Source organism: Allobosea sp., from assembly GCF_035944895.1.
In the GTDB taxonomy this organism is placed as follows: Bacteria; Pseudomonadota; Alphaproteobacteria; order Rhizobiales; family Beijerinckiaceae; genus Allobosea.
In genome coordinates this window covers 396,925-422,395 of the sequence record NZ_DASZAT010000006.1, presented here as the reverse complement: position 1 = coordinate 422,395, position 25,471 = coordinate 396,925, and the positions used below count along the sequence as shown (strand labels likewise).

The window sequence follows — 25,471 nt, the reverse complement described above, 5'->3', positions numbered from 1 at the left end:
GCTTCAGGCCTTCGCCGTAGCCGTTCCGGTCAGGCGGGCATGGACCGTCTCGATCAGCAGATCGTGCGCCCGCGCCGCGATCGCATCGAGCGACGGCGTCTTGACGAACATCGCGGCGGCCTTCTCGGAGAGCTCCTCGCGGCTCGGCAGCGTCGGCATGTGCCACTGCGCGATCGCGTCCTGCGCCTGCGCCTGGACGGCATGCAGGCGCTCGCCGGCACGGGCCTGCATCGCGGCCAGGGCCTCGCGGAATTCGGGCAGCGTCAGCGTCGGCAGATGCAGCTCGGGCAGGTGCAGCTCCGGCAGGCCAGGCGCGTTGGCATAGGCATCGCGGAAAGCCTGGACGATGCGCTCCACCGGGACGGAGGCCGCGAGCCGCTCGGCCGAACGCTCGATCACGCGCGGCGGCAGTGCCTGCGAGCGCTCGATGACGGCCTGCGGCGGTGCCCTCAGATCCCAGACCAGCCGCAGCTTCGACAGGCCGAGGATCAGGTAATAGGTCGGATCCCACTGCCACCAGCGAAACCCCTGGCGGACGCTGTACTGATAGGCATGGTGGTTGTTGTGCCAGCCTTCGCCCATGGTGATGATCGCCAGCCACCAGTTGTTCCGGCTCTCGTCGCCGGTGACATAGTCCTTGTCGCCATGCACATGCGCCAGCGAGTTGATGCAGAAGGTGCCGTGGTAGACCGCGACCGTCGACCAGAAGAAGCCGACGAACAGCCCGCTCCAGCCATCGATCGCAAAGCAGATCAGCGCGAGCGCGGCAGCCGGTAGCAATTCGAAGCGGTGCAGGAAATTCAGCTCGGGAAAGCGCGTCAGGTCGGTGACGGTCGAGGTGTCGCAGCGGTCATGGCCGTTGCTGAAGATCCAGCCGACATGGGAATAGAAGAACGAGGTCAGCACCGGCGAATGCACATCGTGCTCGGTGTCGGAGAAGCGGTGGTGATGCCGGTGCTTCGAGGCCCACCAGATCACGCTCTTCTGCGCCGTCGACTGGGCGAGCAGGGCGAGCACGAACTGGCCGGCCCGGCTGGTCTTGTAGGTCCGATGCGAGAAATAGCGGTGATAGCCGCCGGTCACCGCGAACATGCGCAGCCAGTACAGGCCGAAGGCGAGCCAGAGCGAGGTCGCGCTGACGCTGCTCCAGAGCGCGCCGAAACAGGCCAGATGCGCCAGCACGAAGGGAATGGCCGAGGGGTAGACGATATCGCCGTGGTCGTCGGCGTGCTGCTGCTCTGACAAGGTCGTTCTCTGGACTTTGAAAGCCTGATGGCATGCGGGATTCGCATGCCGACCAAACAGCAGCAGCGGGGCTGGCGCAAGCGTCGTATGCGTTGATGAAATGTGACGTTTGGCCTCGCCCGTCATCGAAGTGTCACGCTACGGTGGCTTCAAGGCGAGGACGGCGGCTGCGGCTGCAAGCAAACCGACACACAGCACAGCTACAGGACCGGCAGTGGCACGAGCGGCATCGACAGCGAGAGCAAAGCGCATGACCCAAGATGTGGCGGAAGCGCCGGTCCTGAAGGCTGAGGCCTCGGTAGCGACAGAGACGGTTCTTCATCTAGACGAGGCGCTGCGGCAGTCGCCGAAGCGGTTCATGAACCGGGAACTGTCCTGGCTGCAGTTCAACCGGCGCGTGATGGAGGAGGCCTCCAACCGCAACCATCCGCTGCTGGAGCAGCTGCGCTTCCTCTCGATCTCGGCGAACAATCTCGACGAGTTCTTCATGGTCCGCGTCTCCGGCCTGCGCGAGCAGCTCAAGGCCGGCGTGGTGACGCCGAGCCAGGATGGCCTCAGCCCGGCCGAACAGCTCGCAGCCCTGGGCGAGGGGGTCGCGGCCCTGACCCGTGACCAGCAGATCCGCTGGACCGAGCTGAAGCAGGACCTGGAGGCGAACCGGATCGTGCTGCTGCGCCCGGCCGACATCGGCGCGCAGGACCGCATCTGGCTGGAGGACCGCTTCCTGCACTATGTCTTCCCGGTGCTGACGCCGCTGGCGATCGACCCGGCCCATCCCTTCCCGTTCATCCCCAATCTCGGCTTCACCATTGCGCTGGCGTTGGAGCGCGTCAGCGACGGACGCGCGCTCGACGCGCTGATCCGCGTTCCCGTGAAGATGGACCGCTTCATCGAACTGCCTGACCTTGCCCGCGAGGGCGTCCAGCGCTTCATCATGCTGGAGGATCTGGTCGCGCTCTTCATCGGCAAGCTCTTCCCCGGCTACGAGGTCAAGGGCACGGGCTCCTTCCGCATCATCCGCGACTCCGACCTCGACATCGAGGAAGAGGCGGAGGACCTGGTCCGCGTCTTCGAGACCATGCTGAAGCAGCGCCGCCGCGGCGTCGTCATTCGGCTGGAGCTCCATGCCGACATGCCGGCGCATCTGCGCGACATGATCATCCGCGAGCTCAGGGTCGATCCCGACGAGGTCGTGGTCGTCGATGGCATGATCGCCCTCAACGAGCTCTCCCAGCTCGTCGGCGCCGACCGGCCTGATCTGAAGTTCAAGCCCTACAATGCCCGTTTTCCCGAGCGCATCCGCGAGCATGGCGGCGACTGCTTCGCCGCGATCCGCCAGAAGGACCTGATCGTCCACCACCCCTATGAGAGCTTCGACGTCGTCGTGCAGTTCCTGCAGCAGGCGGCACGCGATCCCAATGTGGTCGCGATCAAGCAGACGCTCTACCGGACATCCTCGAACTCGCCGATCGTCCAGGCGCTGGCGGAAGCGGCCGAAGCCGGTAAGTCGGTGACCGCGCTGGTCGAGCTCAAGGCGCGCTTCGACGAAGAGGCGAACATCCGCTGGGCCAAGGACCTGGAACGCGCCGGCGTCCAGGTCGTCTACGGCTTCATCGAGCTCAAGACCCACGCCAAGCTCTCGATGGTGGTGCGCCGCGAGGCTGGCCAGTTCGCGACCTATTGCCATATCGCGACCGGCAACTACCACCCGATCACGGCGCGCATCTATACCGACGTCTCCTTCTTCACCGCCGATCCGGTGATGGCGCAGGACGTCGCCCGCGTCTTCAACTTCATCACCGGCTATGCCGAGCCGGCAGAGCTCGAGCGCATGGCTGTCTCGCCGGTCAACCTGAAGAAGCGCCTGCTCGACGACATCGCCGAGGAGGTCGCGCATGCGAAGGCTGGCCGCAAGGGCGCGATCTGGGGCAAGTGCAACTCGCTGGTTGATCCCGAGATCATCGACGCCCTCTACGACGCCAGCCAGGCCGGTGTGCAGATCGACTTCGTCGTGCGCGGCATCTGCTGCCTCAGGCCCGGTGTGCCAGGCCTCTCCGACAATATCCGCGTCAAGTCGATCGTCGGGCGTTTCCTGGAACACACCCGCGTCTATGCCTTCGGCGCCGGCCACGGCATGCCTTCGGCCAAGGCCAAGCTCTACATTTCCTCGGCCGACCTGATGCCGCGCAATCTCGACCGCCGTGTCGAGGCGCTGACGCCGATTCTGAACGCGACGGTCCACCAGCAGATGCTCGAACAGATCATGCTGGCGAACTTTCTCGACAACGAACAGAGCTGGACCATCTTGCCCGACGGCGGCTCGCGACGCATTGTCCCGCCATCGGCCGAAGAGTCGTTCAACGCCCACAAGTATTTCATGACGAATCCGAGTCTGTCTGGTCGTGGCAAATCTCTCTCCAGTTCGAGCCCACGCAGCCTCTCCCGCCGCGCCGGCAAGAAGGCCTGAGCAGGCCTCGGGCCGGCTGAGCGTCGACGAAACCATCGCGATCATCGACATCGGCTCGAACTCGGTCCGTCTCGTCGTCTATGAAAACCTGTCGCGGGCACCCGCGCAGGTCTTCAACGAGAAGGAGATGGCGGGCCTCGGCCGGCAGGTCGCCTCGACCGGCATGCTGGCGCAGGATGCGATCGACAAGGCGCTCTCGGCGCTGGTGCGCTTCCGCATCCTCTGCGAGGCGATGCATGTCGGTGAGCTCAGGGTCATCGCCACCGCGGCGGCCCGCTATGCCTCGAACGGCCCCGATTTCATCGCACGGGCGGAAGCGGCCGTCGGCCAGCCGATCGAGCTGATCTCCGGCGACCGCGAAGCCTATCTCTCGGCGCTCGGCGTGATCTCCGGCTTCGACCAGCCGCATGGCGTCGTCGGTGACCTCGGTGGCGGTTCGCTGGAGCTGATCTCGGTCGACGGCGACAAGGTCGGGGCGGGGATCAGCCTGCCGCTCGGCGGCCTTGCCCTGATCGACCGCTCGAAGAACTCGATGAAGGCGGCCGAGAAAATCGTTCGCGACGATCTCGACCATCATCCGCAGCTCGCCGCCATGCGCGGGCGCGATTTCTATGCCGTCGGCGGCACCTGGCGTGCGCTCGCGACCCTGCATCAGCGCCAGTCGGGCTACCCGCTCAATGTCATGCACGGCTATATCGTGCCGGCGCGAGAGGCGAGCGACTTTGTCCGGCTGGTCGAGCGCGCCGATGCCTCGATGCTGGAAGCGATCGAGGCGGTCTCCTCGGCGCGGCGTCCACTACTCGCCTATGGCGCGCTGGTGCTCGACCAGATCATCAAGCGCGGCCGGCCGCGCAATGTCGTGATCTCCGCCAATGGCGTCCGCGAAGGCCTGCTGCACGAGCAGCTCGACGAAAGCGAGCGCTCCGCCGACGCGCTGCTGCGCGGCGCCGAGGACTACAACCAGCTGCGCGCCCGCGATCCGCGCCATGCGGCCGACCTGATCGCCTGGACCGACAGGCTCGTCGCCAGCGCCTATCCGCATGACGATCCCGCGCTGCAGCGGCTGCAGCTCGCCGCCTGCCTGCTCTCCGACATCGGCTGGCGCGCCCATCCCGACTATCGCGGCGAGCAGACGCTGAACGTCATTGCCCATGCCTCGTTCAGTGGCGTCGACCATGCCGGCCGCGCCTTCCTGGCGCTGACGGCGTTCTATCGCTATGCCGGCCTGAAGGCCTCGGCGCCGGCAGCCGAAGGGCTGCGGCGCTTGCTGACGGTGCGCCTGCTCGAGCGCATGCACATTCTCGCTGCGGCCTTCAGGGTCGCCTATCTGATCTCGGCCGGCATGCCGGGCATCCTGTCGCGGGCGCCGCTGGCCTGCGTCGACAGCCGGCTCGTCCTGCGCCTGCCGGACGACCTGAAGTCGCTGGCGAGCGAACGCGTCACCGGTCGCCTGAAGCAGCTCGCCAAGCTGCTCGGGCGCGAGATCGACATCCGCTGAGCGGTGGGACTGAAACTAGCGCGTGATCAAGCCCTGGAACGCCGTCGGCTGGATCGAGATCCGGCCGACAAAGGGCCGGTCGTGCGCCAGGATGACGAAATAGGCGGCCGAGGCGACCAGCAGGTAGAGATGCGCGGCCACGATCTGCATGCGTAGGGCATGGCTGTTGCAGATGATGATCGCGAGCAATGTCGTCGTCGAGATCAGCCACATCGCGAACCATTGCGCCCAGGTGATGCCGGCGATCGAGGCAGCCAGTCGCGCCTGTCGGGCGTGACGGATCTCGAGAAGCTGGTTGAGCAGCGCCGAATAGGCTGCCACGCCATTCTGCCGGGACACCAGATGGACGGCGCCGAGCAGGTGCTTCTCCGACTGATCGAAGACCGCATCGCTGGGAGGCATGCTTTTGGCCATCGCCGGCCAGTCGATCGCCACGACCTCGCGCAGATAGGCCTGCAGCCCATTGGTCAGTTCCGACCGCGTCGCCTCCGGCAGCACCACCGAAAGGGCCAGCGCGGTCTCCACCGCATCGGCCTCGCGCTGCACCGCCGTCCGCGCCGACACGGCATCGTTCCAGATCCCGGCGGCTGAGAAGGCGACGATCAGCGCAAACAGCGCTCCGCAGGCGTTGATGATGGAATCGCGGATCGGCAGCGGCTGGTCCAGCCGATAGCCGAGCCGCGGGATCGCGAAGCGCACGAGGCCGATCAGCAGCCAGCACACCGCAAGGCTCAGCGCGATCACCGCGAGGAACATCGCCATCAGTGGCAATTCATGGAACAGGATGAACACGTCGCCCCCGAGAATCTGTCAGCGCTCGAACGATCGCAACAGACCTCAGTTTCGTCGCGCCGGACAAGCCCCGCCTTCCGAATTGACCGGAACAGGCTTTCCCGGTGGGGACCGTCTACCCGACCGTGACCCGTCCGCGCACGATTCTGAGCGAGAGCGAGCCGTTCTTCAACGCCAGCGCCTTTTCGCCGAAGATCTCGCGGCGCCAGCCATGCAGCGCCGGGACATCCGCTTCGTCGTCGCCGGCGATCTCTTCGAGGTCGTCGGTGGAGGCGATGATCTTCGGTGCGACGCGCTCGGCATCGGCGGTCGCCTTGAGCAGAACCTTGAGCAGGTCGAGCACGGCGCCGTTGCCCGGCCGGCCGCGCTCGCGCTCCAGCCGGGGCAGGTCGCGCGGATCGATCGCCAGCGCCCGCTCGATCGCGGCCAGCACCTCGCCGCCGGCGCGCGAACGTTCGAAGCCGTTCGGCACGGAGCGCAACTCACCGAGCGCCTCGGTGGAGCGGGGCGCGCGCTGGACGATGTCCATCAGCGCATCGTCCTTGAGCACGCGCTGGCGCGGCACATCGCGATGCTGCGCCTCGCGCTCGCGCCAGGCGGCGAGCTCCATCAGCACCGCCAGCTCCTTCGGCTTGCGCAGGCGTCCCTTGAGCCGCTGCCAGGCGTTCTCGGGCTTGACCTCGTAGGTGCCGGGCGAATTCAGCACCGCCATCTCCTCGGCGACCCAGCTCTCGCGGCCGCTGGCGGCGAGATCGGCCTGCAGCGCGAGGTAGATGTCGCGCAGATGGGTGACGTCCGATTCGGCATAGACCAGCTGCGCCTCGCTGAGCGGGCGGCGCGACCAGTCGGTGAAGCGCGAGGACTTGTCGACGCGGGCCTTGGCGAGGTCGTTGACCAGCTGCTCGTAGCCGACCGAGTCGCCATAGCCGCAGACCATGGCGGCGACCTGTGTGTCGAACAGCGGCGTCGGCAGCACGCGGCCGAGCATCCAGACGATTTCGAGGTCCTGCCGGGCGGCATGGAAGACCTTGACCACGTTCTGGTCGGTCATCAGCGCCATGAAGGGGGCGAGATCGAGCCCCTCGGCCAGCGGATCGACCATCACGGCCTCGTCCGGCGAGGCGATCTGGATCAGGCAGAGCTTCGGGTAATAGGTCGTCTCGCGCAGGAATTCGGTGTCGACGGTGACGAACGGGTGCGCGGCGAGGCGGGAGCAGGCATCAGCCAGCTCGGCGGTGGTATTGATCAGCTTCATGGCAGGCGCTCTTAGCAGATGAAAGCGCGCCATGTCGCGGGTGTTCTTGACAACCGCGCCGCACGCGTGTGGTTACGGCGCCAAATCGCTTGCGCGCCCGACCACGGCCGCATGGACGCCCGGAAAGCTGAACCCGTGACCCTGCATCGCTACCGTTCCCACACCTGCGGCGCGCTCCGCGAGAGCGACATCGGCGCGTCCGTGCGCCTCTCCGGCTGGTGCCATCGCATCCGCGACCATGGCGGCGTGCTCTTCATCGACCTGCGCGACCATTACGGCCTGACCCAGGTCGTGGTCGATCCGGACTCGCCGGCCTTCGCCGATGCCGAGAAGGCCCGTTCGGAATGGGTCATCCGCATCGACGGCAAGGTCAAGCCGCGCCTCGCCGGCACCGAGAACGCCAACCTCGCCACCGGCGCGGTCGAGGTCTTCGCCACGGCGCTCGAAGTGCTGGGCCCGTCGGCCGAACTGCCGCTGCCGGTCTTCGGCGACCTCGAATATCCCGAGGATACCCGCCTGAAGTATCGCTTCCTCGACCTGCGCCGCGACAAGCTGCACAGCAACATCATGCTGCGCACCAGGGTGATCGACTCGCTGCGCCGGCGCATGCAGGCCTCCGGCTTCTCCGAATTCCAGACGCCGATCCTGACCGCGTCCTCGCCTGAAGGTGCGCGCGACTTCCTGGTGCCGAGCCGCCTGCATCCGGGCAAGTTCTACGCCCTGCCGCAGGCGCCGCAGCAGTACAAGCAGCTCCTGATGATGGCGGGCTTCGACCGCTACTTCCAGATCGCGCCCTGCTTCCGCGACGAGGACCCGCGCGCCGACCGTCTGCCGGGCGAGTTCTACCAGCTCGACGTCGAGATGAGCTTCGTCGAGCAGGAGGACGTCTTCGCCACGATGGAGCCGGTGATCGCCGGCGTCTTCGAGGAGTTCGGTGAGGGCAAGTCCGTCACCCGCGACTGGCCGCGCATCCCCTATGCCGAAGCGCTTCGCAAGTATGGCTCGGACAAGCCCGACCTGCGCAACCCGATCGAGATGCAGGACGTCTCCGAGCATTTCCGCGGCTCGGGCTTCAAGGTCTTCGCCCGCATTCTCGAGGGCGAGAAGAACCGCGTCTGGGCGATTCCCGCACCGGGCGGTGGCTCCCGTGCCTTCTGCGACCGGATGAACTCCTGGGCGCAGGGCGAGGGGCAGCCCGGCCTCGGCTATCTGATGGTCAAGGAAGGCGGCGAAGGGCAGGGCCCGATCGCCAACAACATCGGCCCCGAGCGCGTCGCCGCGATCGTCGAGCAGATGGGCCTGAAGGCCGGCGACGCCTGCTTCTTTGCAGCGGGCGATCCCGACAAGTTCTACAAGTTCGCCGGCAGCGCCCGGAACAAGGTTGGCTCCGAGCTCGGGCTGATCGACGAGAACGCCTTCGCCTTCGCCTGGATCGTCGACTTCCCGATGTTCGAGTACAACGAGGACGAGAAGAAGGTCGACTTCTCGCACAACCCGTTCTCAATGCCGCAGGGCGGCCTGAAGTCGCTGCTCGAAGACGATCCGCTGGCGATCAAGGCCTTCCAGTACGACATCGCCTGCAACGGCTATGAGCTCGCTTCCGGCGGCATCCGCAACCACCGCCCCGAGGCGATGGTGAAGGCCTTCGAGATCGCGGGCTATGGCGAGGAGACGGTGATCGAGCGCTTCGGCGGCATGTACCGGGCCTTCCAGTACGGCGCGCCGCCGCATGGCGGCATGGCCGCCGGTGTCGACCGCATCATCATGCTGCTCGCCGGCGCGACCAACCTGCGCGAGGTCGCGCTGTTCCCGATGAACCAGCAGGCCGTCGACCTCCTGATGGGTGCGCCTTCGCCGGCGACGCCGAAGCAGCTGCGCGAAGCGCATCTGCGCGTGAACCTGCCCGAAAAGGAAGGCTGAGCGACCATGGCCTTCCTGTCTGCCGGGCGAGCCATTTTGCTCGCCTGTTTCGTCGCGCTGCCGCTCGGGGCCTGCGTTGCCGGCCATGCCGACACCGCCGCCGGGCGCGCCTCCCTGCTGGCGACGACCGTATCGCGTGCCATCGCCTGCAAGGCCGGCTCGCCCCAGCGCACGACGCTGGACCGCTTCCTCGCCGCCGAGAAGGCGCGCGGGGCGAGCGACGACCAGCTTGCCGCGGCCCGCTCGGCCTATGTCTCGATCTCCGAGGCCGAGACGATCAATCAGGATATCCGCCCGCAGCCCTGCACCGCTGAAGAGCGGGCGACGTTGCGAGGCAAGATGAACGATGTCCGCGCCGGCCGTTTCGAGGGGCCCTGATCGTCCATGCCTGCCCTGAAGCCCAGCCTTGTCGCGCTCGCGGCCGCGAGCCTCGCCGGCTGCGCCGCCGTGGGACCGATGCCCGGCACGCCCGAGTTCACGGCCGCGCAGGTTTCGCGGGCCTATGATTGCGGGCTGAGGGTTGATCGCGGCCGGATCATCGCGCGCCTGCCGGCCGAGCAGCGCGGCCGCTTCGTTGCCGCCAATGCGAGCTATGCGGTGAAGTCCTACAACGCGCCGCGTCGCTGCGAGGCGTTCGAACGCGAGCGGCTCCAGCAGGAGCTGCGCCTCGAGGCGCGACGCTGATCGCCTCTTGCCTCGTGCCGCTCATCCCGCGCAGATGCAGGCCATGAGTTTTTCCGCCACCGACGTCACTGCCATCGTCGTCAGCTTCGATAGCGAGCAGGTGCTGCCGGCCTGCCTCGCCGCGCTGGCAGGCGAGGGCGTTGCCGCCATCGTCGTCGACAATGCCAGTAGCGACGCTTCGGTCGATGTCGCGGCGCGGAGCGGAGCCCAGGTCCTGCGCAACGAGCGCAACGAGGGCTATGGCCGCGCCAATAACCAGGGTGTAGGCGCGGCGAGGACGCCGTTCGTCCTGATCGTCAATCCCGATCTCGAAATCCAGCCCGGAGCGGTCGCAGCCCTGCTGGCGGCGGCGGAGGCTTATCCCGATGCGGCCGCCTTTGCGCCGCGCCTGGTCGAGCCGTCGGGGCGGGTCTTCCTGCAGCCGCGCTCGCTGCTCTCGCCCGATCACCTCAACCGGGCGCGCCGAATCGTCCTGCCGGAGGGCGATGCCTGCCTGCCCTTCCTGTCTGGCGCCTGCCTGCTGCTGCGGCGCGAGGCCTTCCTGGGGCTCGGCGGCTTCGATCCCGCGATCTTCCTGTTCTACGAGGATGACGATCTCTGCCGTCGCCTGCGCGAGGCGGGACAGGCGCTGGTCCATGTCGATGCAGCCCATGCCCGACACGGGCGCGGCAAGTCGAGCGCACCCTTGCCGCAGCGACGCTTCACGGCGCGCTGGCATCTCGCCTGGTCGGAATATCATGTTGCGCGCAAATGGGGGCTGCCGCCGCCCGGTTCAGGAAAAATCGCCGAAAACCTCGCCAAGGCAATCGGTTACGGCCTGATCCTGAATCGCGACAAGATGTACGCTCATGCCGGCTCGGCCCTGGGCGCGCTTGCTGGCAGGGCCGGCCGCAGCGCGCTGGCGCGACAGGGACTGAGCAAGCAGCCGATCCATGCCGATGCGAACCCTGTCTCGCGATGATCTAGGGCGCTGCGCCGGGCAGGGCCTCGATCCGTTCGGACAGAAGTGTCGGAATGAGCCGCCTGACCTCGGCTTCCGGGAGCATCCACCATTCGCCGCGTAGCAGCGCCGCGATGCGCTCCTCGCTCATCCGGTAGCGCACGATCCGGGCTGGATTGCCGGCGACGATCGCATAGGGCGGTATGTCCTTGGTCACCACCGCGCGTGCGCCTACCACCGCGCCATGGCCGATGTTGACGCCGGAGAGGATGAGCGCCTGCGAGCCCAGCCAGACATCGGAGCCGATGACGACGTCCCCGCGTGAGACATCGGCTCCGTCCAGACCAGCGGCATCGGGCCAGAGGCGATGCATGGCGGAGAAGGGATAAGTCGTCGCCCATTCGGTGCGGTGGTTACCGCCGAGCAGGATCTCGACCCCATCGGCGATCGAGCAATAGCGGCCGATCGTCAGCTTCGCGCCGCTCTCGGCGAAGCGCACCTTTGGCCGGCCATAGGAATAGGCGCCGATCGTGATCTGGCCCGGCCGCCGAGCCACCAGATTGGCGAGATGAAGGCGCGTCTGGTTATGCGGATTGATCCAGCGGCGCAGAAAGCCGCGTGGGCCGGTCGGGAGACCGGCCCACCAGGTGGCGAGGGCACCCGGACGCCAGTCGGTGTCCGGAGCAGGCAGGATAGGCGAGCTCAACGCGCCGACCTCACTCCGCCGTGGCGTCGACGTTGATCTTGTCGAAGATCTCCGTCGGCTCGCCCAGCGCGATCACATCGGCGAGGCCGAGACCGGCGGGCGTCTTGGCGGTGGCCTTCACCGTCAGCGTGCCCGGCTTGGCGACGAAGCGGGCGACCGCGTTCGCCAGCGCCTTGGCGCCATCGGACGGGCCGAGGATGGCCGCGAGACCAAGGCTCGCCATCATCCCGTATTCGCGACGGACGTCCTCGACCTTGCGCTTCGATTTCTTCGCCTCGTTCTCGACCAGCTTCTCGGCGAGGCCGAGATTCTGCAGCTTCAGCTCGACATTCTTGGCGGTGGCGCCGAGCAGCGCGACCTGCGCCAAGGCGAGGTCGCCGGTGAAGACCTCCTTGCCGATATTGCCGAGCATGCCCGTGGCGTCGAGCTTGGCCATGCCGGCGCCGCCGAGCGAGAGCGTGCGGATGGCGAACTCCTTGCTCGCCTCCTGCCAGGCCAGCGCAAGCTTCGCCGAGAGATCGATATTGCGGTAGCCCATCGCCAGCAGGTCCTTGGCGGCGGGGTTGTCAGCGCTCTCGACGATCGGGAAGGTGATCTTGTCGAGCGTCAGCGTCATGTCGGTCGGGATGCCGTTGAGCTGCTCGCCGGCCTTGAGCTCGAAATTGCCGAGGCCGACCTGGAGCGGCGGGCCGGCCGGGCGGCCGCGCTTGCCGTCCTGCGGCACGCTCATCTGCACGCCGCTTACCCTGACCGTGCCGAGCTTCGGGATGAAGCGGCGGAAGTCGAGCGCCTTGATGTCGACTGCGGAGTTGGCGACGGCCTTGACCTCGCGGATGACACCTTCCAGCGAGAAGCCGGAATAGCCGATGAGGCCGATGACGCCCTTGGCGCCGCTGCCTTCGAACTGCAACCCCTCGATGGCGACGCCCGACTTCTCAGGCGCGTCCTCGCCGAAGGCGATGCGCGAGAAGCGCATGTCGACCGGCTCCGGCTTGGCGCCGGGCTTGGGCGGTGTCTTCAGCGCCATCACGATGTCGCGGACCTCGCCGCTGCCGTAGTCGACGGCGTCGAAGATCTCTGCCATCGCGACGAGGAGCTTGCGGTCGCGCGCCTCGCTGATCGCCGGGTCTTCCTTGCTGTTGAGGTTGCGCGAGGCCTTTTCCGATTCGTCACTGAGCTCGGCGATTCGAGTCAGCAGCTCGCCCATCGGCTCGGAGGCTACGCGCGCCTTGAAGCCGCGCATCGAGGCCTTGCCGGCGGTGACCTTGCCCTGCTCGCCGAGATCGAGGACGTAGCCATCCTGGTCGATCTTGCCGATGATCGGCTGCAGCGGAGCGGTCTCGCCGGGCTTGGCCTTCTCGGCGAAGATGCGGGCGATCTGCATCAGATCGAGCACCTCGAAGCTGGTGCGCTTGATCTCGCCGTTCATCGGGCCGGTGGCCGCGCCCTCGACCTTGATCGTGCCGTCGCTCGATTCGCCGCGTCCGATCCGGCCTTCGCTGATGTCGAAGAACTTGATGTTGCGATAGGTGGTGACCTGCTTTTGCGGGCCGAAATTCTGCTCCATCACCAGGATCGGGGCGCTGATCTCGCTGGCCGTGAGCTTGCCGAGCCGGGCGATTGCGCTTTCGCCGGGCTGGACAGCCTGGCTCGCGCCGGCGATTGCGCCCGCTACGCCGCCGGCCGGGTTAGCGCTGGTGCCCGAGAGAAGCAGCGCGCGGAAGCTGTCGCGGTCGAGCGGTGTGCCCTTCACGTCGAGCTTCGGGATCGACACGACGAACTTGCCGAAATCGAGCTTCAGATTGTCGAGCTGGAAGTCAGCGGCGGAGGCAGGACCGCTGAGCAGGACAAGCAGCAGGGCTGTGGTGGACAGCGGCCGGAAGCTGGCGAGGCGGCGGCCGGACAAGATCGTCATTGATGGTCTCCTGAAGCGTCGTCGAGGCCCGCGAGCGCATAGCCCGGGCCAAGCTCCGATTGGCGGCGTCAGAGGCGGATTCGCCGAGGGCGCGGCGAATTCACTTCCGGTGGGAAGTCGGCGCAGACCCTGCCGCAAGGCGACGGCGAAAGGAAGATGCGAGCGGGCCCGATCGGCGAAAAGCTTGACGGCGAGCCGCTGTATCATGCCATTGGCCCCAGAACCGCCACGAGGTCGCGGCAAGGCTGCGGCGGGGATGGCCTATCGGGCGCGAGGCGCGATGATGTCTGTTGTGGAACGTGTGCTGCGGGGCGTCTTTGCCGCCGTGCTGGTCGTGGGCGCCTTCGCCATGCTGCCTAAATCCGCCGAAGCGCAGGGCGCGCCTGCTGCGGGGTTGGAGCAGCTCGCCATCGTTACGAGCTCTGGACGCCACGCCTTCCAGGTCGAGGTCATGCGCACGCCGGACCAGCGCGCGCGCGGGTTGATGCACCGCCAGTTCATGCCGGCCGATCGCGGCATGCTCTTCGACTTCAAGCAGGTCGAGCCGGTCGCGATGTGGATGCAGAACACCTACATCTCACTCGACATGCTGTTCATCCGCGCCGACGGCACGGTCGCGCGCATCGCCGAGCGGGCCGAGCCGCTTTCGACCCGGACGATTCCCTCCGGCGAGCCGGTGCTGTCGGTGCTCGAGCTCAATGCCGGCATCGCCGAGAAGCTGGGCATCAAGCCCGGCGACAAGGTCGAGCACCCGCTGTTCAAGCGCTGATATCTGCTGGGCCGGGCTTCCGGCTCAGCCCAGCTCTGCGGAAATGGCGCGGCAGGCGGCGAGCAAAGCCGCCAGCGCCTCGCGATGCTGCGGGCGCGCCTCGCGCCGGTTCAGATAGGGCACGACGATGCTGGCGATCGCTTGGCCCTTGCGGTCGAGGATCGGCGCGCTGATGTCGGTCACGCCGACGACGTCGTGGCTGTCGGCGATCAGGAAGCCGTCCGCAGCGATTGCCGCCAGCTCTGGATCCACGCCGGCGCTATCCCGGAAGGCGAGAATGACCTGGCCGGAGGTCGAGGCGGAAGCGGGCCGGCGATAGCCCAGCCGCAGCGTGAAATTGATGTCGCCCGGCCCGGCGACGGCGACGATCACCACGGTCTCAGCTTTGCTCAGCACGACCAGATGCGAGGATTGGCCGATTGTTTCGCTCAGCGCCTCCAGCGCCGGCGTTGCGACCTCGACCAGATCGCGGGCGCGCGGCACCCGCATGCCGAGCTCGAACAGGCGGTTGCTGAGCGCGATCTCGTCGGTTGCCGGATCGCGGTCGAGATAGCCGCGCTCGATCAGGACGAACAGCATGCGGAAGATCTCGTTCTTCGAGCGCCCGAGCCGCTCCGCGATCGTCCGTGCCGAAAGCGGCGTCTGCGCCATGGCCAGCAACTCGATGATCTCCAGGCCTTTTTCCAGAGCGGGCGCTGGATAGGGGCGGGCGGGGGCACCGGAAGCGGGTTCGGGCGTCATCTGACGTCTCCGGTTTGATTTATTAGCGAAGCTTGACTGCATATACGAAACCGATAGCATTCCGCTAGGTCATCATTGTGCCGGTCGGGAGAGCGGGCGCGACAGGGCCACCCGGTCGCAGAAGCGGCCGGCGCCAACGACACATCGGGGGAGCATCATGGCACGCGGTTTCAGATCGACGTTGTTTGCCGCCCTTGGCCTGTTCGTGGGGCTGGTCGCCAGCCTCGAAGCCCATGCCGACAAGCTCGACGACATTCTGTCCAAGGGCGTGGTGCGCGTCACCGTCTTCGCCGATGTGCCGCCCTTCGGCATGATGAACGCCAATCGCGAGCTCGAGGGCTTCGACGTCGACATGGCCAAGCTCGTCGCCAAGTCGCTCGGCGTGAAGCTGGAGCTCGTGCCGGTGCCGGCAGCGAGCCGCATCCCCTTCCTGCTCACCGACAAATCCGACATGAACATCGCGGCGATGTCGATCACCGCCGAGCGCGCCCGCCAGGTGATGTTCAGCGCGCCCTATGCCGACACCTCGCTGGCGGTCTACGGCGCGAAGTCGCTGGCAGTTAAATCCGGCGCCGATCTCGGCAAGAGTCGCATCGCCGTCGCCAAGGGCACGACCGAGGACCTCGTCCTCTCGGCGCTGGCGCCCTCGGCCGACATCATGCGCACCGAGGACAATGCCACGGCAGTGCAGGCCTATCTCTCCGGCCATGCGCAGTTGCTCGCCGCCAACAGTGTCGTCGTGGTCGCGCTCGCCAAGCAGAACCCGAGCAAGGAGTTCGACTTCAAATTCGCCCTGCGGCGTGCGCCGGCTCACATCACCATCCGGCGCGGCGAGCATGACCTGCTGCGCTGGCTCGACACGCTGATCTTCCAGAGCACGCTGAACGGCGATCTCGACGAGCTCCACAAGAAGTGGCTGGGCGGCCCGATGCAGCCGCTGCCGGCCCTCTGAAGGCGGCGCGCGATGTCGCGGCACGACTTCACGGCCGAGGAGTTCGCCGAGCGGCGCATTCGCGTCAGGCGGGCGATGGCGGAGCAGGGGCTGGGCTGGCTCGTGCTATTCCATCCCGTCTCGATCCGCTGGCTGACCGGCTCCGACGCCAAGAGCTATCAGGAATTCCAGTGCCTGCTGGTTCCCGCGGCGGACGGGCCGCTGGTGATGATGGCGCGCGAGGGCGAGCGGGCCGAGATACTCGACGATGCACTCGTCGATCGACTGGAGACCTTCGGCGGCAATGAGAACGAGGATCCGCTACCGCGATTCGCTGGCATCGCCGACGAGCTTGGCGTGCTCGCGGGCCGCGTCGGCGTCGAGGTGCCGGCCTATTACCTCCATCCGCAGCATTACGTTGCGATTCGCGAGCTCTTCGGCTCGGCCCTCGTCGAGGCGACCAATCTCGTCCACGATCTCAGCCTGGTGAAATCGCCGGCCGAGCTCGGCTACATCAGACGGGCGGCGGCGATCGCGGACGAAACGCTGGCGGTCTTCGGCGCGGCGCTGCGCTCCGGCCGCAGCGAGCTCGAGGTCGCCGGCGAGGTCTATGGCGCGCTGCTGGCGCGCGGCAGCGGCCTTGCCGCGAGCCCGATCAATCTCGTCTCCGGCGAGCGCTCCTGCTACAGCCACGGCGCCCCGACCGAGCGAAGGCTACGAACCGGCGATTATGGCAGCGTCGAATACGGCGCGACCTTTCGGCGCTATACCGCAACGCTCGGCCGGCAATTCTGTCTCGGCCAGCCGACCGCCAGGATGCGCGAGCTCTACGAGATTGCTCGCCGTGCCTGCGATGCCTGCATCGCGCAGATTCGCGACGGAGTGCCTGCGACCGCGCCGCACGAGGCGGCCAAACGCGTGATCGGCGCGGCCGGCCTCGAGCATGGCCGCGTCCACACCTCCGGCTATGGGCTGGCGCCGGGCTTCCCGCCGAGCTGGGGCGAGCCGATGCACATGATCGGTGGCAGCCGTTATACTTTGCGGGCCGGCATGGTCGTCAGCGTCGAGCCGCCGGTCTTCCTGCACGAGGAAGGGCTGGGCGCGCGCATCATCGACAACGTCCTCGTCACCCGCGATGGCTGCGAACTGCTGACACGGAGCCCGCGCGACCTGATCGTCGTCTAGGCACTGCGGCTGCGTGAGCTGTTCCCATCCCGCCAGTTCGATGCTATGGCGTAGCGCGTCGCTGCATCCCGCAAGGATGCTGTGGCGGTTCGGCAAGTGATTCCATGCACTTGCGGGATATTCGGGGTATAGCGCAGCCCGGTAGCGCATCTGCTTTGGGAGCAGAGGGTCCCAGGTTCGAATCCTGGTGCCCCGACCATTTTGGCTTTGCCGGAAGGCGAGGGGGAGCATGACGGCACGCATCTATTCGCCGGCTCGCAACGCGATGCAGTCCGGTACGGCCAAGACTGGCCGCTGGCTGCTGGAATACGAGCCCGAGCGGCCGCGCGAGATCGAGCCGCTGATGGGCTGGACCTCGTCGGGCGACATGAAGAGCCAGCTCCGGCTCTGGTTCGACACCGCCGAGGAGGCCGTCGCCTATGCGACGCGCAACGGCATCGCCTATCGCCTGGAACAGCCGCACGCGCCCAAGCGCCGCGGCATGGCCTACTCGGATAATTTCAAGTTCAACCGCGTCGGCCAGTGGACGCATTGAAGTTCAAGCGAACGGCGGACATCAAGTCTGCCGCTCCCTTCAGGGCCCGTAGCTCAGCTGGATAGAGCAGCAGCCTTCTAAGCTGCTGGTCACAGGTTCGAATCCTGTCGGGCTCGCCATTGTTTTCATTGAAGAATTTCATTTTGTTCCGATTCCTATTCTGACAAGGCGGCTGCTGGTCATTCTGACTTTTGGCCGCCGTCCGTTCGCACGGCGCGACGTTTCCGGGCGCCGTTGGCGACTTGCTTCATGGTCTTCTTGACGTAGCGCGGCAGCACCTTCGGCGAGGTCTGGGCCGATTGGGCGAGGATCTCGCGATCGGTCATGTCGGCGTCGCCGGTCTCAGTCAGGCCGCCGTGGCGGAACGACGTGAAGGTGATGTTCTCAGGCAGCCCGGCCGCCTTCGCTAGGCGGTCATACACAGTCTCCCGTTGCGGACGGCCACTGCAACCAGCGATAGTTTTTCGAGGTTGGGTGGGGGATGAGATGAAGAAGGTAAATTGGCCGCTGGCGATCCTGCTCGTCTGGCTGTTCTTGTTTTTGATTGCGGCTGGCCTGAACGCGTTCGAGCCTCGCTTTTGCAATGCCGCCATGCTCGACGCCATTTCGAAGCAACAAGACGTGCTGATCTTCAATTGTGTCGAGTTCTGGTTCAACCGGTACCAAAGCTTGATCGGTAATATGATTACAGCTGGAGTGGCGGCAATCACGCTTTGGGCACTGCTGCGCCAGCTCAACGCGAACAACAGGCAAGCTGCTGTCACCTCTGCACAAGCGCTGAGGCTTCGTATAACTGAAATCGATGACGAGAAAATTGCCTTGGAGAGCGAAGGCCTCAAGCTCCGGCCGTTTATGTTCGAAATGCATTATGACGAGCGATACGATAGGATAAATCCGGACGACGCATTTCGGATGCCCGCTCTCATCAGCGACGCTAGGTCGAGGATCGCATTGTGGGAGAAGACCTGTGTCTTTCGGCTGACCAGAGTGCCGCCAGAGCGCCGAGAAGCATACTACAACGACGTGCTGCGAGCCATTCAAGCGCTTGAGCGCGAATTTGTAAAACTTGAGGTCGCCGTTGAGGATTATGGGCCAGTGTCTGGCGATGATCTGGAGGTGGCGCAAGCCGCCAATGCTGTTGGTAAAAGGCTCCAAGTGATCAAAGATAACTGGGTCAGACTGAAGGTGGACATCCGACAAGACGAATACGCGACTTGGCGTGCTATCCGCCGGTTTGAGGAGGCAGCCGTTGGTTGAAGGCTCTCCAAACGGGCAGGAGACTGGCATGGGTCAACCCTCCTGCACTGTGAAGCCTTCGGCTCCGATCTCGCGTCGGACTGACGGTGCGCGGTCGCGCTGAGCGTACCAGCGCTGGTGCTCCCAGCTCACGTTCTTGGGCGCAGCCTCGATCAACCACTGTCGCGCCGCGGAGCTGATCGCAACGATGGCGATCAGCCAACCGTCGCGGCGTTGTTCGAAATCGGTCTCAGGCGCATGCCCCTGCGGACCATCGCTCGCATCAGGATCGAATACTCGGCATCGGTTTCGGACAAGGACGCCAGGTCCGGCAGCGTGCCAGCCGTCTCCGGCAACGGGGTTGCCATGGCCGTTTCGATGATCGCCGCCGAAGCGATCGACGCTCCGACCAATCCCATCAGAAATTGCCTGCGGTTCATCGCTTTTCTCTTTCGTGCGATGCACGAAGAGTGGGCGACAATTCGCGGTGTCTCGTCCTTTGTTTAAAGGATGCGGGATGGAGATCAGGAGCGCTGCCACGCAGATGGGCGCTTATCTCGTGGTTATCTCGACATAATTTTTGTGAACCCAACCCGAGCGGCACGGGCCCGAGTAAGTGGCGCTGCCTGCTGACTTCACATTCAGGTCCGCTCGGCATTCCTGAAACGACTGGCCACGATTCGGGTAGATGATCGCGTGCCACGGGCCGATAGTGTTGCAGATGATCAGTACGTCGCCGTTGTAGACTCGGTCGGTCTCGAAATAGGCGCTGCCGCCCGGCCCGGATCGCACGGACAGGAACCCGCTCTTCGGGTCTTCCGGACGACGGGGGCCGAGCTTCGCGACGATGCCTTGGGTCGGACAGGCCGCGGAGCGCATATCGGGCGTTCGGTTGGAGCCTGCCGGAGCCATGGCATCGATCTGCGTCTGGCTGGGGGCGTAGCGCGCATTGGCGGCCGCGGTCGGCGCATTACCAGCGCCAGCTCGCCTGGCAGATTGAACCAGCGCTGCCCGCGCGGCAAAAGCTTCCGTCGCCAGCTTGCCTTCGGGATAGACCTTGAGAAAGCGGTCCAGTGCCTCGATCGTCCCCGCCGCCTTCGCTTCGGCGAGGGCGAGGGCCGGATCGCTGGTCACGGTCGGCTGTGCTGCTGATGCGAGTACTTGCGGCTTCGCTTGCGTGCCCTCCGGCCTGGTCGCTGCGATCGGATCCTTGCCCAGATAGCCGAGCGCCAATTGTCGGTAGGCACAGATCCGGTTGCAGGTGTCGAGATAGGCCTGGTATTTGCCCTCGGCGCCGAACTGCCGCCAGCTCTCGTCGTCTTTGGCCGCCTCGGCATTGCGCTGCCGTTGCAGCAGCCGATCCATCGCCTGCTGCCGATAGGCGCAGGGGGGCGTGCATTGCCCGACATAGCGTTCGAGCGCTTCACGCGAGCCGTCCGCCGCCGCGCTGCGCCAGCGCGCCTCGTCCTGCGCGCTCTCGAAGCTGCCGCGGATGGTGGCTGACGGCTCGACGATCGGCAGCGACAGGCTGGCGGTGTCGAATTCGGGCTTCTGCTCGCGGCCGCTGTCGCGCCGCGCTGCGGCCTCGACTTCGCGGACGACGTAGGATTGCAACTCCGGCCAGCCGATCCGCTTGTCGGCGTCGGCCCGCGCCAGCCCGGCGGCGCCCATCAGGAAGCGGCTGGTGAACAGGCCGAGCTTCTGGTTCTCGTCCCAGTTGGCCGGGGTCGTGCCGGAGGTTGCGACCAGCTTGACGATGCCGCCGCCGGTGCGCGGCTTGGCCGGAGTGAAGCCCGGCGCCGAGACGGCGAGCAGGCTTTCGCCCTTGCGTCCGGTCTCGCCGGTGAAGCAGGCGTCGATCATCACGATCAGCTGGCGTTGTGCCCCGATCTTCTGCCGGACCAGTTCGAGGTTGCGGTAGAGCGTCTGCAGCGCGTAGCCGCTCTCGCTGGCATTGGGATTGCCGTCCTGCGGCAACAGGAAGGGCTGGCGCGTGGCGAGGTCGGGCACGCCATGGCCGGAATAGTAGACGAAGACGTTGGAGCGGCCCTCGACCGCGCTGCGCCAGAGCTTGCCGCCTTGCGGATTGGCTTCGCTGCCGAACATCTGGGTGAGCTCGCCGAGCGTCGCATCCTTCAAGAGGAAGACGTTCTGCTCGCGGAAGCGCAGCCCGCGGACGAGATAGTCGCGGATCGCCTCGGCGTCGTTGTGGGCGAAGTCGACCGTGCTGGTCTGCTTATACGCCTTGTTACCGATCACCACCGCGATTGAATCGGAATTATCGTCCAGGATGCGCGCCGGCTCCGCCATGGCAGCCGGTGCGGCAAAGCCGAGCAGCAACGCAAGAACGGTGAAGATTCGAGCTGGGATCGAACTCGAATGACGGTGGCGCCTGCTCATTGCGTTCCGGGTCACCTAGGCTGGGCTGCCGCATCCGTTGGGCAGGATGGGCTGTTGTGAAGGCGAACGCAGTCGATACTAGGTGGCGAATTGTGCGTTGGCGAGCTTCTCGCAGCCCGACTGCGCCGCGAAGGGGCCTAGGTTCGCTTCTTTCCGGAGGATTCTTCGCGCTCTGGCGTCAGGCGCGCCGGTTGCGCAGCGTCACTCCTGCGCTTCGTCGCGGCGCAATTCGAAGGCCAGCATCGCGTCCGCCAGCGCTTCCAGCTCGCGCTCCTTGTCCTTGCTGTCGGGTGCGGCGTTGAGCTCGGCAACGCGCTGCTGGGCTTGTTCGTAGTCTTCATCGGTATGAACGGCGATCGGCATCTTCATCGTGCTCCTGCCTTCCTCGTAGCTGCACGGCCTCGCCGGCTTCCGGCGCGCTGTGCGCACATGCAACCCCTGGCGCCATATGGGGTTCCAATGCTCGTTTCGCCATGTTCAGGACAATTTTGGCCTCGAATGCCAACCTGTCGGAGCTCGGGGCGGGGGCTTTGCGTCACCCCGGATTGCGCCTGCGCGCTTGCCGCGGGCGATGCGAGGCCGTAAACGCGCCGCGGCCAACCCGATTGCCTGCCCACCTGTCCGCTGCCCATGAGGGCAGGGGCCATGCATGGTTCGGTTGCAAGGAGTGTCGATGATTTCGCTCGGCTCCGGTCTCGACCGGCTCGCTAGCTTCGCATCCGCGAGCCACTGGCGCGCCTGCCTGCTGCTCGTCCTGTTGTCGCTGGCGGCCTTCCTGCCGGGCTTCGCCGGCCTGCAGCCCTTCGACCGTGACGAGCCGCGCTTTGCCCAGGCCAGCAAGCAGATGCTGGAGACGCGCGACTTCGTCGATATCCGCTTCCAGGACGAGGCGAGGCACAAGAAGCCGGTCGGCATCTACTGGCTGCAAGCGGGAAGCGTCGCCATCGGCGAAGCGCTCGGCGTGCCGCAGGCCCGGACCACGATGTGGCTCTATCGACTGCCTTCGCTCATCGGCGCCGTCGCGGCCGTGCTGCTGACCTACTGGGCATTGCTCGCTTTCGTCGGCGCCCGCCTTGCTCTCCTCGGCGGTGCTTTGATGGCGGCCTGCGTGCTGCTTGGCGTCGAGGCTCGCTTCGCCAAGACCGACGCCCTGCTCGCTGCCTGCGCGGTTGCGACCATGGGCGCGCTCGCCCGCGCCTGGCTCGACTGGACGCGCTCGCTCGCCTTCGTGCCGAGCCGCTGGAACTGGCTGGTGTTCTGGTCGGCGACGGCGCTCGGCCTGCTGCTCAAAGGGCCGATCGTGCCGATGGTCTGGGGCCTGGCGATGATCGTGCTCAGCCTTCGCGAGCGTTCGCTGCGCTGGTTCGCACCGCTGCGGCCGGGGCTCGGCCTGCTGCTCTGCCTGATCGTCGTACTGCCCTGGTTCGTCGCCATCGCGATCAAGACCGGCGGCGACTTCTTCGCCGAGAGCGTTGGCAAGGACATGCTCGCCAAGGTCGGGGAGGGGCAGGAGAAGCATTGGGGCCCGCCCGGCCTCTATCTGCTGCTGTTCTTCGGCACCTACTGGCCCTCGGCCGCGCTCGCGGCGATGGCGATCCCCTTCGCCTGGGTCAAGCGCCGCGAGCCGCAGATCCTGTTCCTGCTCGCCTGGATCGTGCCGTCCTGGATCGTCTTCGAGGCGGTGCCGACCAAGCTGCCGCACTATGTTCTGCCGCTCTATCCGGCGATCACGGCGCTGCTCCTGCTCGCGCTGGTCAATGGTGGCATCAACCGCTTCCGCCGTGGTTCCGACCTGACCGCCTTTCTCGTCGTCGCGTTGCCGGCGGCGCTTGTCGGCGTGCTGCTCTACGGTACCTGGACGCTCGACCGGACCTTGCCCTGGCTCGCCTTGCCGGTGCTGGCACTGGCGCTCATCGTCGCCTTCCGCAGCTTCCTGGCCTATCGCGAGGGCGCCTTCGAGGGCGCGCTCTGGCGCGGCGTGGTCGCGAGCCTGTTGCTGAGCGCTGGTGTCTACGGGCTGGCTTCGCCGAGCCTGCGCGGCTTGAAGCTTTCGCCGCGGCTGGCTGAAGCGGTGCAGGCCGTGAGCTGCCCGAAGCCCGAGGTCATGACCGTCGGCTATCGCGAGCCGAGCCTCGTCTTTCTTGTCGGCACCAATCTGCGGATGGGAGCCGACGGCAATGCTGCCGCCGCCTTCCTGCGCGAGCCCGGCTGCCGCGTCGCGCTGGTCGAGGGCCGCTTCCTCGACGGTTTCCGGCAGGGGCTTGCCGCCTCTGGCGTGGCGCCGCGGCTTTTGACCACCATCTCCGGCTTCAATCTCAATGGCGGCAAGCCCATCGCGATGAGCGTCTATGTCCGCGAGTGATCGGCGCTTGCCCCGTCGCGGCGCTTGACGCAGTTTGCGCGCCGCAATGCAGAAAGACTTCAATCCGTGACCGAACCCGTGCCTCCAGACGGCCAGCCCCGGCTCAGCATCGTCGTGCCTGTCCGCAACGAGCAGGGCAACATCGCCCCGCTCGTCGGCGACATCGAGACGGCCTGCGCCGGCATCGGCGCTTTCGAGCTGGTCTATGTCGATGACGGCTCGAGCGACGGCACCGCCGCGGCGCTCGCCGATCTCGCGCAGACGCGGCCCTGGCTCAGGGTCGTCCGCCATGTCCAGTCCTGCGGCCAGTCGGCGGCGGTGCGCAGCGGGGTGAGGGCGGCAAGGGCGCCGATCGTCGCGACGCTCGACGGTGACGGCCAGAACGATCCGGCCTTCATCCCGGCGATGCTGGCGCAGATCGAGGCGGCTGGGCCCTCGGCCGGCCTGGTCCAGGGCCAGCGCGTTGGCCGCAAGGACACCGGCTTCAAGCGCATGCAGTCGCGCATCGCCAACAAGGTCCGCGGCGCCATCCTCAGGGACGGCACGCGCGATACCGGCTGCGGCCTGAAATGCTTCCGGCGCGAGATGTATCTGGCGCTGCCCTATTTCGACGCGCTGCACCGATTCATGCCGGCGCTCGTCGTGCGTGAAGGCTTCGCCGTCCTGCATCACGACGTACGCGACCGCCAGCGCCTCACGGGCGTCTCGAATTACGGCTTCTTCGACCGGCTCTGGGTCGGCATTCTCGATCTCGCCGGGGTCTGGTGGCTGATCAGGCGCCGCAAGCGTGTGCCTGATATCGCGACGGAGGCGCGCTGATGCTCATCGACCTGCAGAACATGATCGGTAACTATTTCCACGACGTCTTCGTCAACAACGTCGATTGGTGGGTGCTGCTCGGCGTGGTCGCGCAGGGGCTGTTCACCATGCGCTTCGTGGTGCAGTGGCTCGCCAGCGAGAAGGCGCAGCGCTCGGTCGTGCCGATGACCTTCTGGTGGTTCTCGATCGGCGGCGGCACGCTGCTTCTGATCTACGCGCTCTATCGCCGCGATCCGGTCTTCATCCTTGGCCAGGGTTTTGGCGTGTTCGTCTATCTGCGCAACCTGCAATTCGTGCTGCGGGCCAAGGCACGGGGCGAGGACACGAATTCCGCGCCGGGTTGAGGCGAGGCGTCAGTATTCGCCGGCAAGGAAGCCGTGGCGCGCCATCATGGCGCGATGCCAATCGCTGCCGATGAGGCTTTCGAGCGCCGCGTCGAAACGCGCCCGCAGGACTGCGCGCTGCTTGCCGAAGGCGAAGGCTCCGGCGGCTGGTATGCTTTCGCCGGTGGGTACGTCGACGACTGCCAGTTCTGCATCCGGCTGGCGGGCGAGGTAGCCGCGATGGGCCATGGCAACGCTGGCATAGGCGTCGGCCTGGCGCTTCCTGATCGCTGCTACGGCCTCCTCCTGTGTCGCGACGCGGATCATCCGCTCTTGCGCGATGCCGGCAGCGAGCCCGGCCTGCTCCTGAACCTGCCCACCGACGACGACGAGGCGGGCGCCGGCCGCCGCGATGGCGCGATAGCCGGTCAGTCGCCCGCGATCGACCGAGCGGACCAGCAACCCGTCGGCCAGCGCCCAGACCGGGCGGCTGAAATCGACGAGCAGCCGGCGTTCTGTCGTGACGAAGAGCGGCGTGGTCACCGTCCACTGTCCGCTGGCGAGCCCGGGCAGCAGCTCGGCGAACGTCGTCAGCTGCTGCTCGAACTCCGTGATGCCGAGCATCCGAAAAGCCGCGGCCACCAGCTCGACGTCGCAGCCTTGCGCAGTGCCGTCGGCCACCGGCCAGCAGAAGGGCGGCTCGTCGAGATAGGCGAAGACGATCGGCTGTTCCGGCATCGCGGCGGTG

25 protein-coding genes and 2 tRNA genes are annotated in these 25,471 nt (G+C 66.5%); 16 read left to right on the top strand and 11 right to left on the bottom strand.

All coding sequences use genetic code 11. The features are described from left to right. Positions 1–3 precede the first annotated feature (3 nt). Positions 4–1,245: an acyl-CoA desaturase gene (locus VGV58_RS10545; protein WP_326873957.1), complete on the bottom strand. Its 1,242-nt coding sequence runs from the start codon at positions 1,243–1,245 to the stop codon at positions 4–6. Between the two features lie 250 nt (positions 1,246–1,495). Between VGV58_RS10545 and VGV58_RS10540 the strand changes: the two genes are divergently transcribed. Together VGV58_RS10540 and ppx are read left to right on the top strand one after the other, a co-directional pair. Further along, positions 1,496–3,712: an RNA degradosome polyphosphate kinase gene (locus tag VGV58_RS10540; RefSeq protein ID WP_326873956.1), complete on the top strand. Its 2,217-nt coding sequence runs from the start codon at positions 1,496–1,498 to the stop codon at positions 3,710–3,712. Then, the gene (gene ppx, locus VGV58_RS10535) at positions 3,648–5,210 is read left to right on the top strand and encodes an exopolyphosphatase (protein ID WP_326873954.1); all 1,563 of its coding nucleotides are present in this window, start codon (positions 3,648–3,650) and stop codon (positions 5,208–5,210) included. The genes VGV58_RS10540 and ppx overlap by 65 nt, the downstream gene beginning before the upstream one ends. A 15-nt stretch (positions 5,211–5,225) precedes the next feature. On the opposite strand, the gene VGV58_RS10530 is transcribed toward ppx, so the two are convergent. Next, entirely contained in the window at positions 5,226–6,002 is a 777-nt protein-coding gene (locus VGV58_RS10530; protein ID WP_326873953.1) for a bestrophin-like domain, read from the bottom strand. 115 nt (positions 6,003–6,117) lie between these two features. Further along, positions 6,118–7,257 carry a ribonuclease D gene (rnd, locus tag VGV58_RS10525; RefSeq protein WP_326873952.1) on the bottom strand — a complete coding sequence of 380 codons (1,140 nt, stop codon included), beginning with the start codon at positions 7,255–7,257 and terminating at the stop codon, positions 6,118–6,120. 141 nt (positions 7,258–7,398) lie between these two features. Here rnd and aspS point away from each other — a divergent pair, with 141 nt between their 5' ends. From aspS to VGV58_RS10505, 4 genes are read left to right on the top strand one after another with little or no spacing between them, the layout of a single operon-like run. After that, entirely contained in the window at positions 7,399–9,177 is a 1,779-nt protein-coding gene (aspS, locus tag VGV58_RS10520) for an aspartate--tRNA ligase (RefSeq protein WP_326874125.1), read from the top strand. Between the two features lie 6 nt (positions 9,178–9,183). After that, positions 9,184–9,555: a hypothetical protein gene (locus tag VGV58_RS10515; protein WP_326873951.1), complete on the top strand. Its 372-nt coding sequence runs from the start codon at positions 9,184–9,186 to the stop codon at positions 9,553–9,555. A 6-nt stretch (positions 9,556–9,561) separates the two neighbouring features. Continuing rightward, positions 9,562–9,861 (top strand): hypothetical protein, encoded by a 300-nt coding sequence (locus VGV58_RS10510; RefSeq protein ID WP_326873950.1) that lies wholly within the window; start codon positions 9,562–9,564, stop codon positions 9,859–9,861. A gap of 43 nt (positions 9,862–9,904) precedes the next feature. Continuing rightward, a complete protein-coding gene (locus VGV58_RS10505; protein ID WP_326873949.1) occupies positions 9,905–10,822 on the top strand; it encodes a glycosyltransferase family 2 protein in 918 nt (305 codons plus the stop codon). 1 nt (position 10,823) lies between these two features. Here VGV58_RS10505 and VGV58_RS10500 read toward each other — a convergent pair whose 3' ends face one another. Together VGV58_RS10500 and VGV58_RS10495 are read right to left on the bottom strand one after the other, a co-directional pair. After that, positions 10,824–11,411, bottom strand: coding sequence for a CatB-related O-acetyltransferase (locus VGV58_RS10500; protein ID WP_326874124.1), 588 nt, complete (start codon positions 11,409–11,411; stop codon positions 10,824–10,826). Between the two features lie 106 nt (positions 11,412–11,517). Next, positions 11,518–13,422 (bottom strand): hypothetical protein, encoded by a 1,905-nt coding sequence (locus VGV58_RS10495; protein WP_326873947.1) that lies wholly within the window; start codon positions 13,420–13,422, stop codon positions 11,518–11,520. Positions 13,423–13,705: 283 nt separating this feature from the next. Between VGV58_RS10495 and VGV58_RS10490 the strand changes: the two genes are divergently transcribed. Beyond that, on the top strand, positions 13,706–14,191 hold the full coding sequence (locus VGV58_RS10490) for a DUF192 domain-containing protein (RefSeq protein WP_414643943.1): 486 nt from the start codon (positions 13,706–13,708) through the stop codon (positions 14,189–14,191). 24 nt (positions 14,192–14,215) lie between these two features. Here VGV58_RS10490 and VGV58_RS10485 read toward each other — a convergent pair whose 3' ends face one another. Next, positions 14,216–14,932, bottom strand: a complete 717-nt coding sequence (locus VGV58_RS10485) for an IclR family transcriptional regulator (protein ID WP_326873946.1) — start codon at positions 14,930–14,932, stop codon at positions 14,216–14,218. Positions 14,933–15,089: 157 nt separating this feature from the next. Between VGV58_RS10485 and VGV58_RS10480 the strand changes: the two genes are divergently transcribed. From VGV58_RS10480 to VGV58_RS10460, 5 genes are all read left to right on the top strand, one after another. Further along, a complete protein-coding gene (locus tag VGV58_RS10480) occupies positions 15,090–15,884 on the top strand; it encodes a transporter substrate-binding domain-containing protein (protein ID WP_326873945.1) in 795 nt (264 codons plus the stop codon). Between the two features lie 12 nt (positions 15,885–15,896). Next, a complete protein-coding gene (locus VGV58_RS10475) occupies positions 15,897–17,048 on the top strand; it encodes a M24 family metallopeptidase (protein ID WP_326873944.1) in 1,152 nt (383 codons plus the stop codon). 122 nt (positions 17,049–17,170) lie between these two features. Next, positions 17,171–17,247: transfer RNA gene (locus tag VGV58_RS10470), tRNA-Pro, on the top strand. 30 nt (positions 17,248–17,277) lie between these two features. Then, the gene (locus tag VGV58_RS10465) at positions 17,278–17,583 is read left to right on the top strand and encodes an ETC complex I subunit (RefSeq protein ID WP_326873943.1); all 306 of its coding nucleotides are present in this window, start codon (positions 17,278–17,280) and stop codon (positions 17,581–17,583) included. A gap of 42 nt (positions 17,584–17,625) precedes the next feature. Further along, positions 17,626–17,702, top strand: a tRNA-Arg gene (locus VGV58_RS10460). Between the two features lie 60 nt (positions 17,703–17,762). On the opposite strand, the gene VGV58_RS10455 is transcribed toward VGV58_RS10460, so the two are convergent. Beyond that, positions 17,763–18,005 carry a hypothetical protein gene (locus VGV58_RS10455; RefSeq protein WP_326873942.1) on the bottom strand — a complete coding sequence of 81 codons (243 nt, stop codon included), beginning with the start codon at positions 18,003–18,005 and terminating at the stop codon, positions 17,763–17,765. Between the two features lie 64 nt (positions 18,006–18,069). On the opposite strand from VGV58_RS10455, the gene VGV58_RS10450 reads away from it, so the two are divergent. Further along, entirely contained in the window at positions 18,070–18,840 is a 771-nt protein-coding gene (locus VGV58_RS10450) for a hypothetical protein (protein ID WP_326873941.1), read from the top strand. 194 nt (positions 18,841–19,034) lie between these two features. Here VGV58_RS10450 and VGV58_RS10445 read toward each other — a convergent pair whose 3' ends face one another. The 3 genes from VGV58_RS10445 to VGV58_RS10435 all read right to left on the bottom strand — a co-directional run bounded on the left by VGV58_RS10445 (position 19,035) and on the right by VGV58_RS10435 (position 21,588). Further along, the gene (locus tag VGV58_RS10445; RefSeq protein ID WP_326873940.1) at positions 19,035–19,259 is read right to left on the bottom strand and encodes a hypothetical protein; all 225 of its coding nucleotides are present in this window, start codon (positions 19,257–19,259) and stop codon (positions 19,035–19,037) included. Between the two features lie 112 nt (positions 19,260–19,371). Beyond that, the gene (locus VGV58_RS10440) at positions 19,372–21,219 is read right to left on the bottom strand and encodes a caspase family protein (RefSeq protein ID WP_326873939.1); all 1,848 of its coding nucleotides are present in this window, start codon (positions 21,217–21,219) and stop codon (positions 19,372–19,374) included. Positions 21,220–21,420: 201 nt separating this feature from the next. Next, positions 21,421–21,588 (bottom strand): hypothetical protein, encoded by a 168-nt coding sequence (locus VGV58_RS10435; protein ID WP_326873938.1) that lies wholly within the window; start codon positions 21,586–21,588, stop codon positions 21,421–21,423. Positions 21,589–21,892: 304 nt separating this feature from the next. Between VGV58_RS10435 and VGV58_RS10430 the strand changes: the two genes are divergently transcribed. The 3 genes from VGV58_RS10430 to VGV58_RS10420 all read left to right on the top strand — a co-directional run bounded on the left by VGV58_RS10430 (position 21,893) and on the right by VGV58_RS10420 (position 24,744). After that, the gene (locus VGV58_RS10430; protein WP_326873937.1) at positions 21,893–23,581 is read left to right on the top strand and encodes an ArnT family glycosyltransferase; all 1,689 of its coding nucleotides are present in this window, start codon (positions 21,893–21,895) and stop codon (positions 23,579–23,581) included. Positions 23,582–23,647: 66 nt separating this feature from the next. Further along, positions 23,648–24,400 carry a glycosyltransferase family 2 protein gene (locus VGV58_RS10425; RefSeq protein WP_326873936.1) on the top strand — a complete coding sequence of 251 codons (753 nt, stop codon included), beginning with the start codon at positions 23,648–23,650 and terminating at the stop codon, positions 24,398–24,400. Beyond that, on the top strand, positions 24,400–24,744 hold the full coding sequence (locus VGV58_RS10420; RefSeq protein WP_326873935.1) for a lipid-A-disaccharide synthase N-terminal domain-containing protein: 345 nt from the start codon (positions 24,400–24,402) through the stop codon (positions 24,742–24,744). Before VGV58_RS10425 ends, VGV58_RS10420 begins: the two co-directional genes overlap by 1 nt. A gap of 9 nt (positions 24,745–24,753) precedes the next feature. Here VGV58_RS10420 and VGV58_RS10415 read toward each other — a convergent pair whose 3' ends face one another. Then, positions 24,754–25,461, bottom strand: a complete 708-nt coding sequence (locus VGV58_RS10415; RefSeq protein ID WP_326873934.1) for a transporter substrate-binding domain-containing protein — start codon at positions 25,459–25,461, stop codon at positions 24,754–24,756. Positions 25,462–25,471 lie beyond the last annotated feature (10 nt).

Bases quoted from the DNA above. Each gene is read 5' to 3' on its own strand.
- VGV58_RS10485 (WP_326873946.1), bottom strand. From the start codon at position 14,932: ATGACGCCCGAACCCGCTTCCGGTGCCCCCGCCCGCCCCTATCCAGCG.
- VGV58_RS10445 (WP_326873940.1), bottom strand. From the start codon at position 19,259: ATGAACCGCAGGCAATTTCTGATGGGATTGGTCGGAGCGTCGATCGCT.
- VGV58_RS10515 (WP_326873951.1), top strand. From the start codon at position 9,184: ATGGCCTTCCTGTCTGCCGGGCGAGCCATTTTGCTCGCCTGTTTCGTC.
- VGV58_RS10475 (WP_326873944.1), top strand. From the start codon at position 15,897: ATGTCGCGGCACGACTTCACGGCCGAGGAGTTCGCCGAGCGGCGCATT.
- VGV58_RS10420 (WP_326873935.1), top strand. From the start codon at position 24,400: ATGCTCATCGACCTGCAGAACATGATCGGTAACTATTTCCACGACGTC.
- VGV58_RS10415 (WP_326873934.1), bottom strand. From the start codon at position 25,461: ATGCCGGAACAGCCGATCGTCTTCGCCTATCTCGACGAGCCGCCCTTC.
- VGV58_RS10490 (WP_414643943.1), top strand. From the start codon at position 13,706: ATGTCTGTTGTGGAACGTGTGCTGCGGGGCGTCTTTGCCGCCGTGCTG.
- rnd (WP_326873952.1), bottom strand. From the start codon at position 7,257: ATGAAGCTGATCAATACCACCGCCGAGCTGGCTGATGCCTGCTCCCGC.
- VGV58_RS10435 (WP_326873938.1), bottom strand. From the start codon at position 21,588: ATGAAGATGCCGATCGCCGTTCATACCGATGAAGACTACGAACAAGCC.
- VGV58_RS10510 (WP_326873950.1), top strand. From the start codon at position 9,562: ATGCCTGCCCTGAAGCCCAGCCTTGTCGCGCTCGCGGCCGCGAGCCTC.
- VGV58_RS10505 (WP_326873949.1), top strand. From the start codon at position 9,905: ATGAGTTTTTCCGCCACCGACGTCACTGCCATCGTCGTCAGCTTCGAT.
- VGV58_RS10465 (WP_326873943.1), top strand. From the start codon at position 17,278: ATGACGGCACGCATCTATTCGCCGGCTCGCAACGCGATGCAGTCCGGT.
- VGV58_RS10450 (WP_326873941.1), top strand. From the start codon at position 18,070: ATGAAGAAGGTAAATTGGCCGCTGGCGATCCTGCTCGTCTGGCTGTTC.
- VGV58_RS10480 (WP_326873945.1), top strand. From the start codon at position 15,090: ATGGCACGCGGTTTCAGATCGACGTTGTTTGCCGCCCTTGGCCTGTTC.
- VGV58_RS10430 (WP_326873937.1), top strand. From the start codon at position 21,893: ATGATTTCGCTCGGCTCCGGTCTCGACCGGCTCGCTAGCTTCGCATCC.
- VGV58_RS10495 (WP_326873947.1), bottom strand. From the start codon at position 13,422: ATGACGATCTTGTCCGGCCGCCGCCTCGCCAGCTTCCGGCCGCTGTCC.
- VGV58_RS10540 (WP_326873956.1), top strand. From the start codon at position 1,496: ATGACCCAAGATGTGGCGGAAGCGCCGGTCCTGAAGGCTGAGGCCTCG.
- VGV58_RS10440 (WP_326873939.1), bottom strand. From the start codon at position 21,219: ATGAGCAGGCGCCACCGTCATTCGAGTTCGATCCCAGCTCGAATCTTC.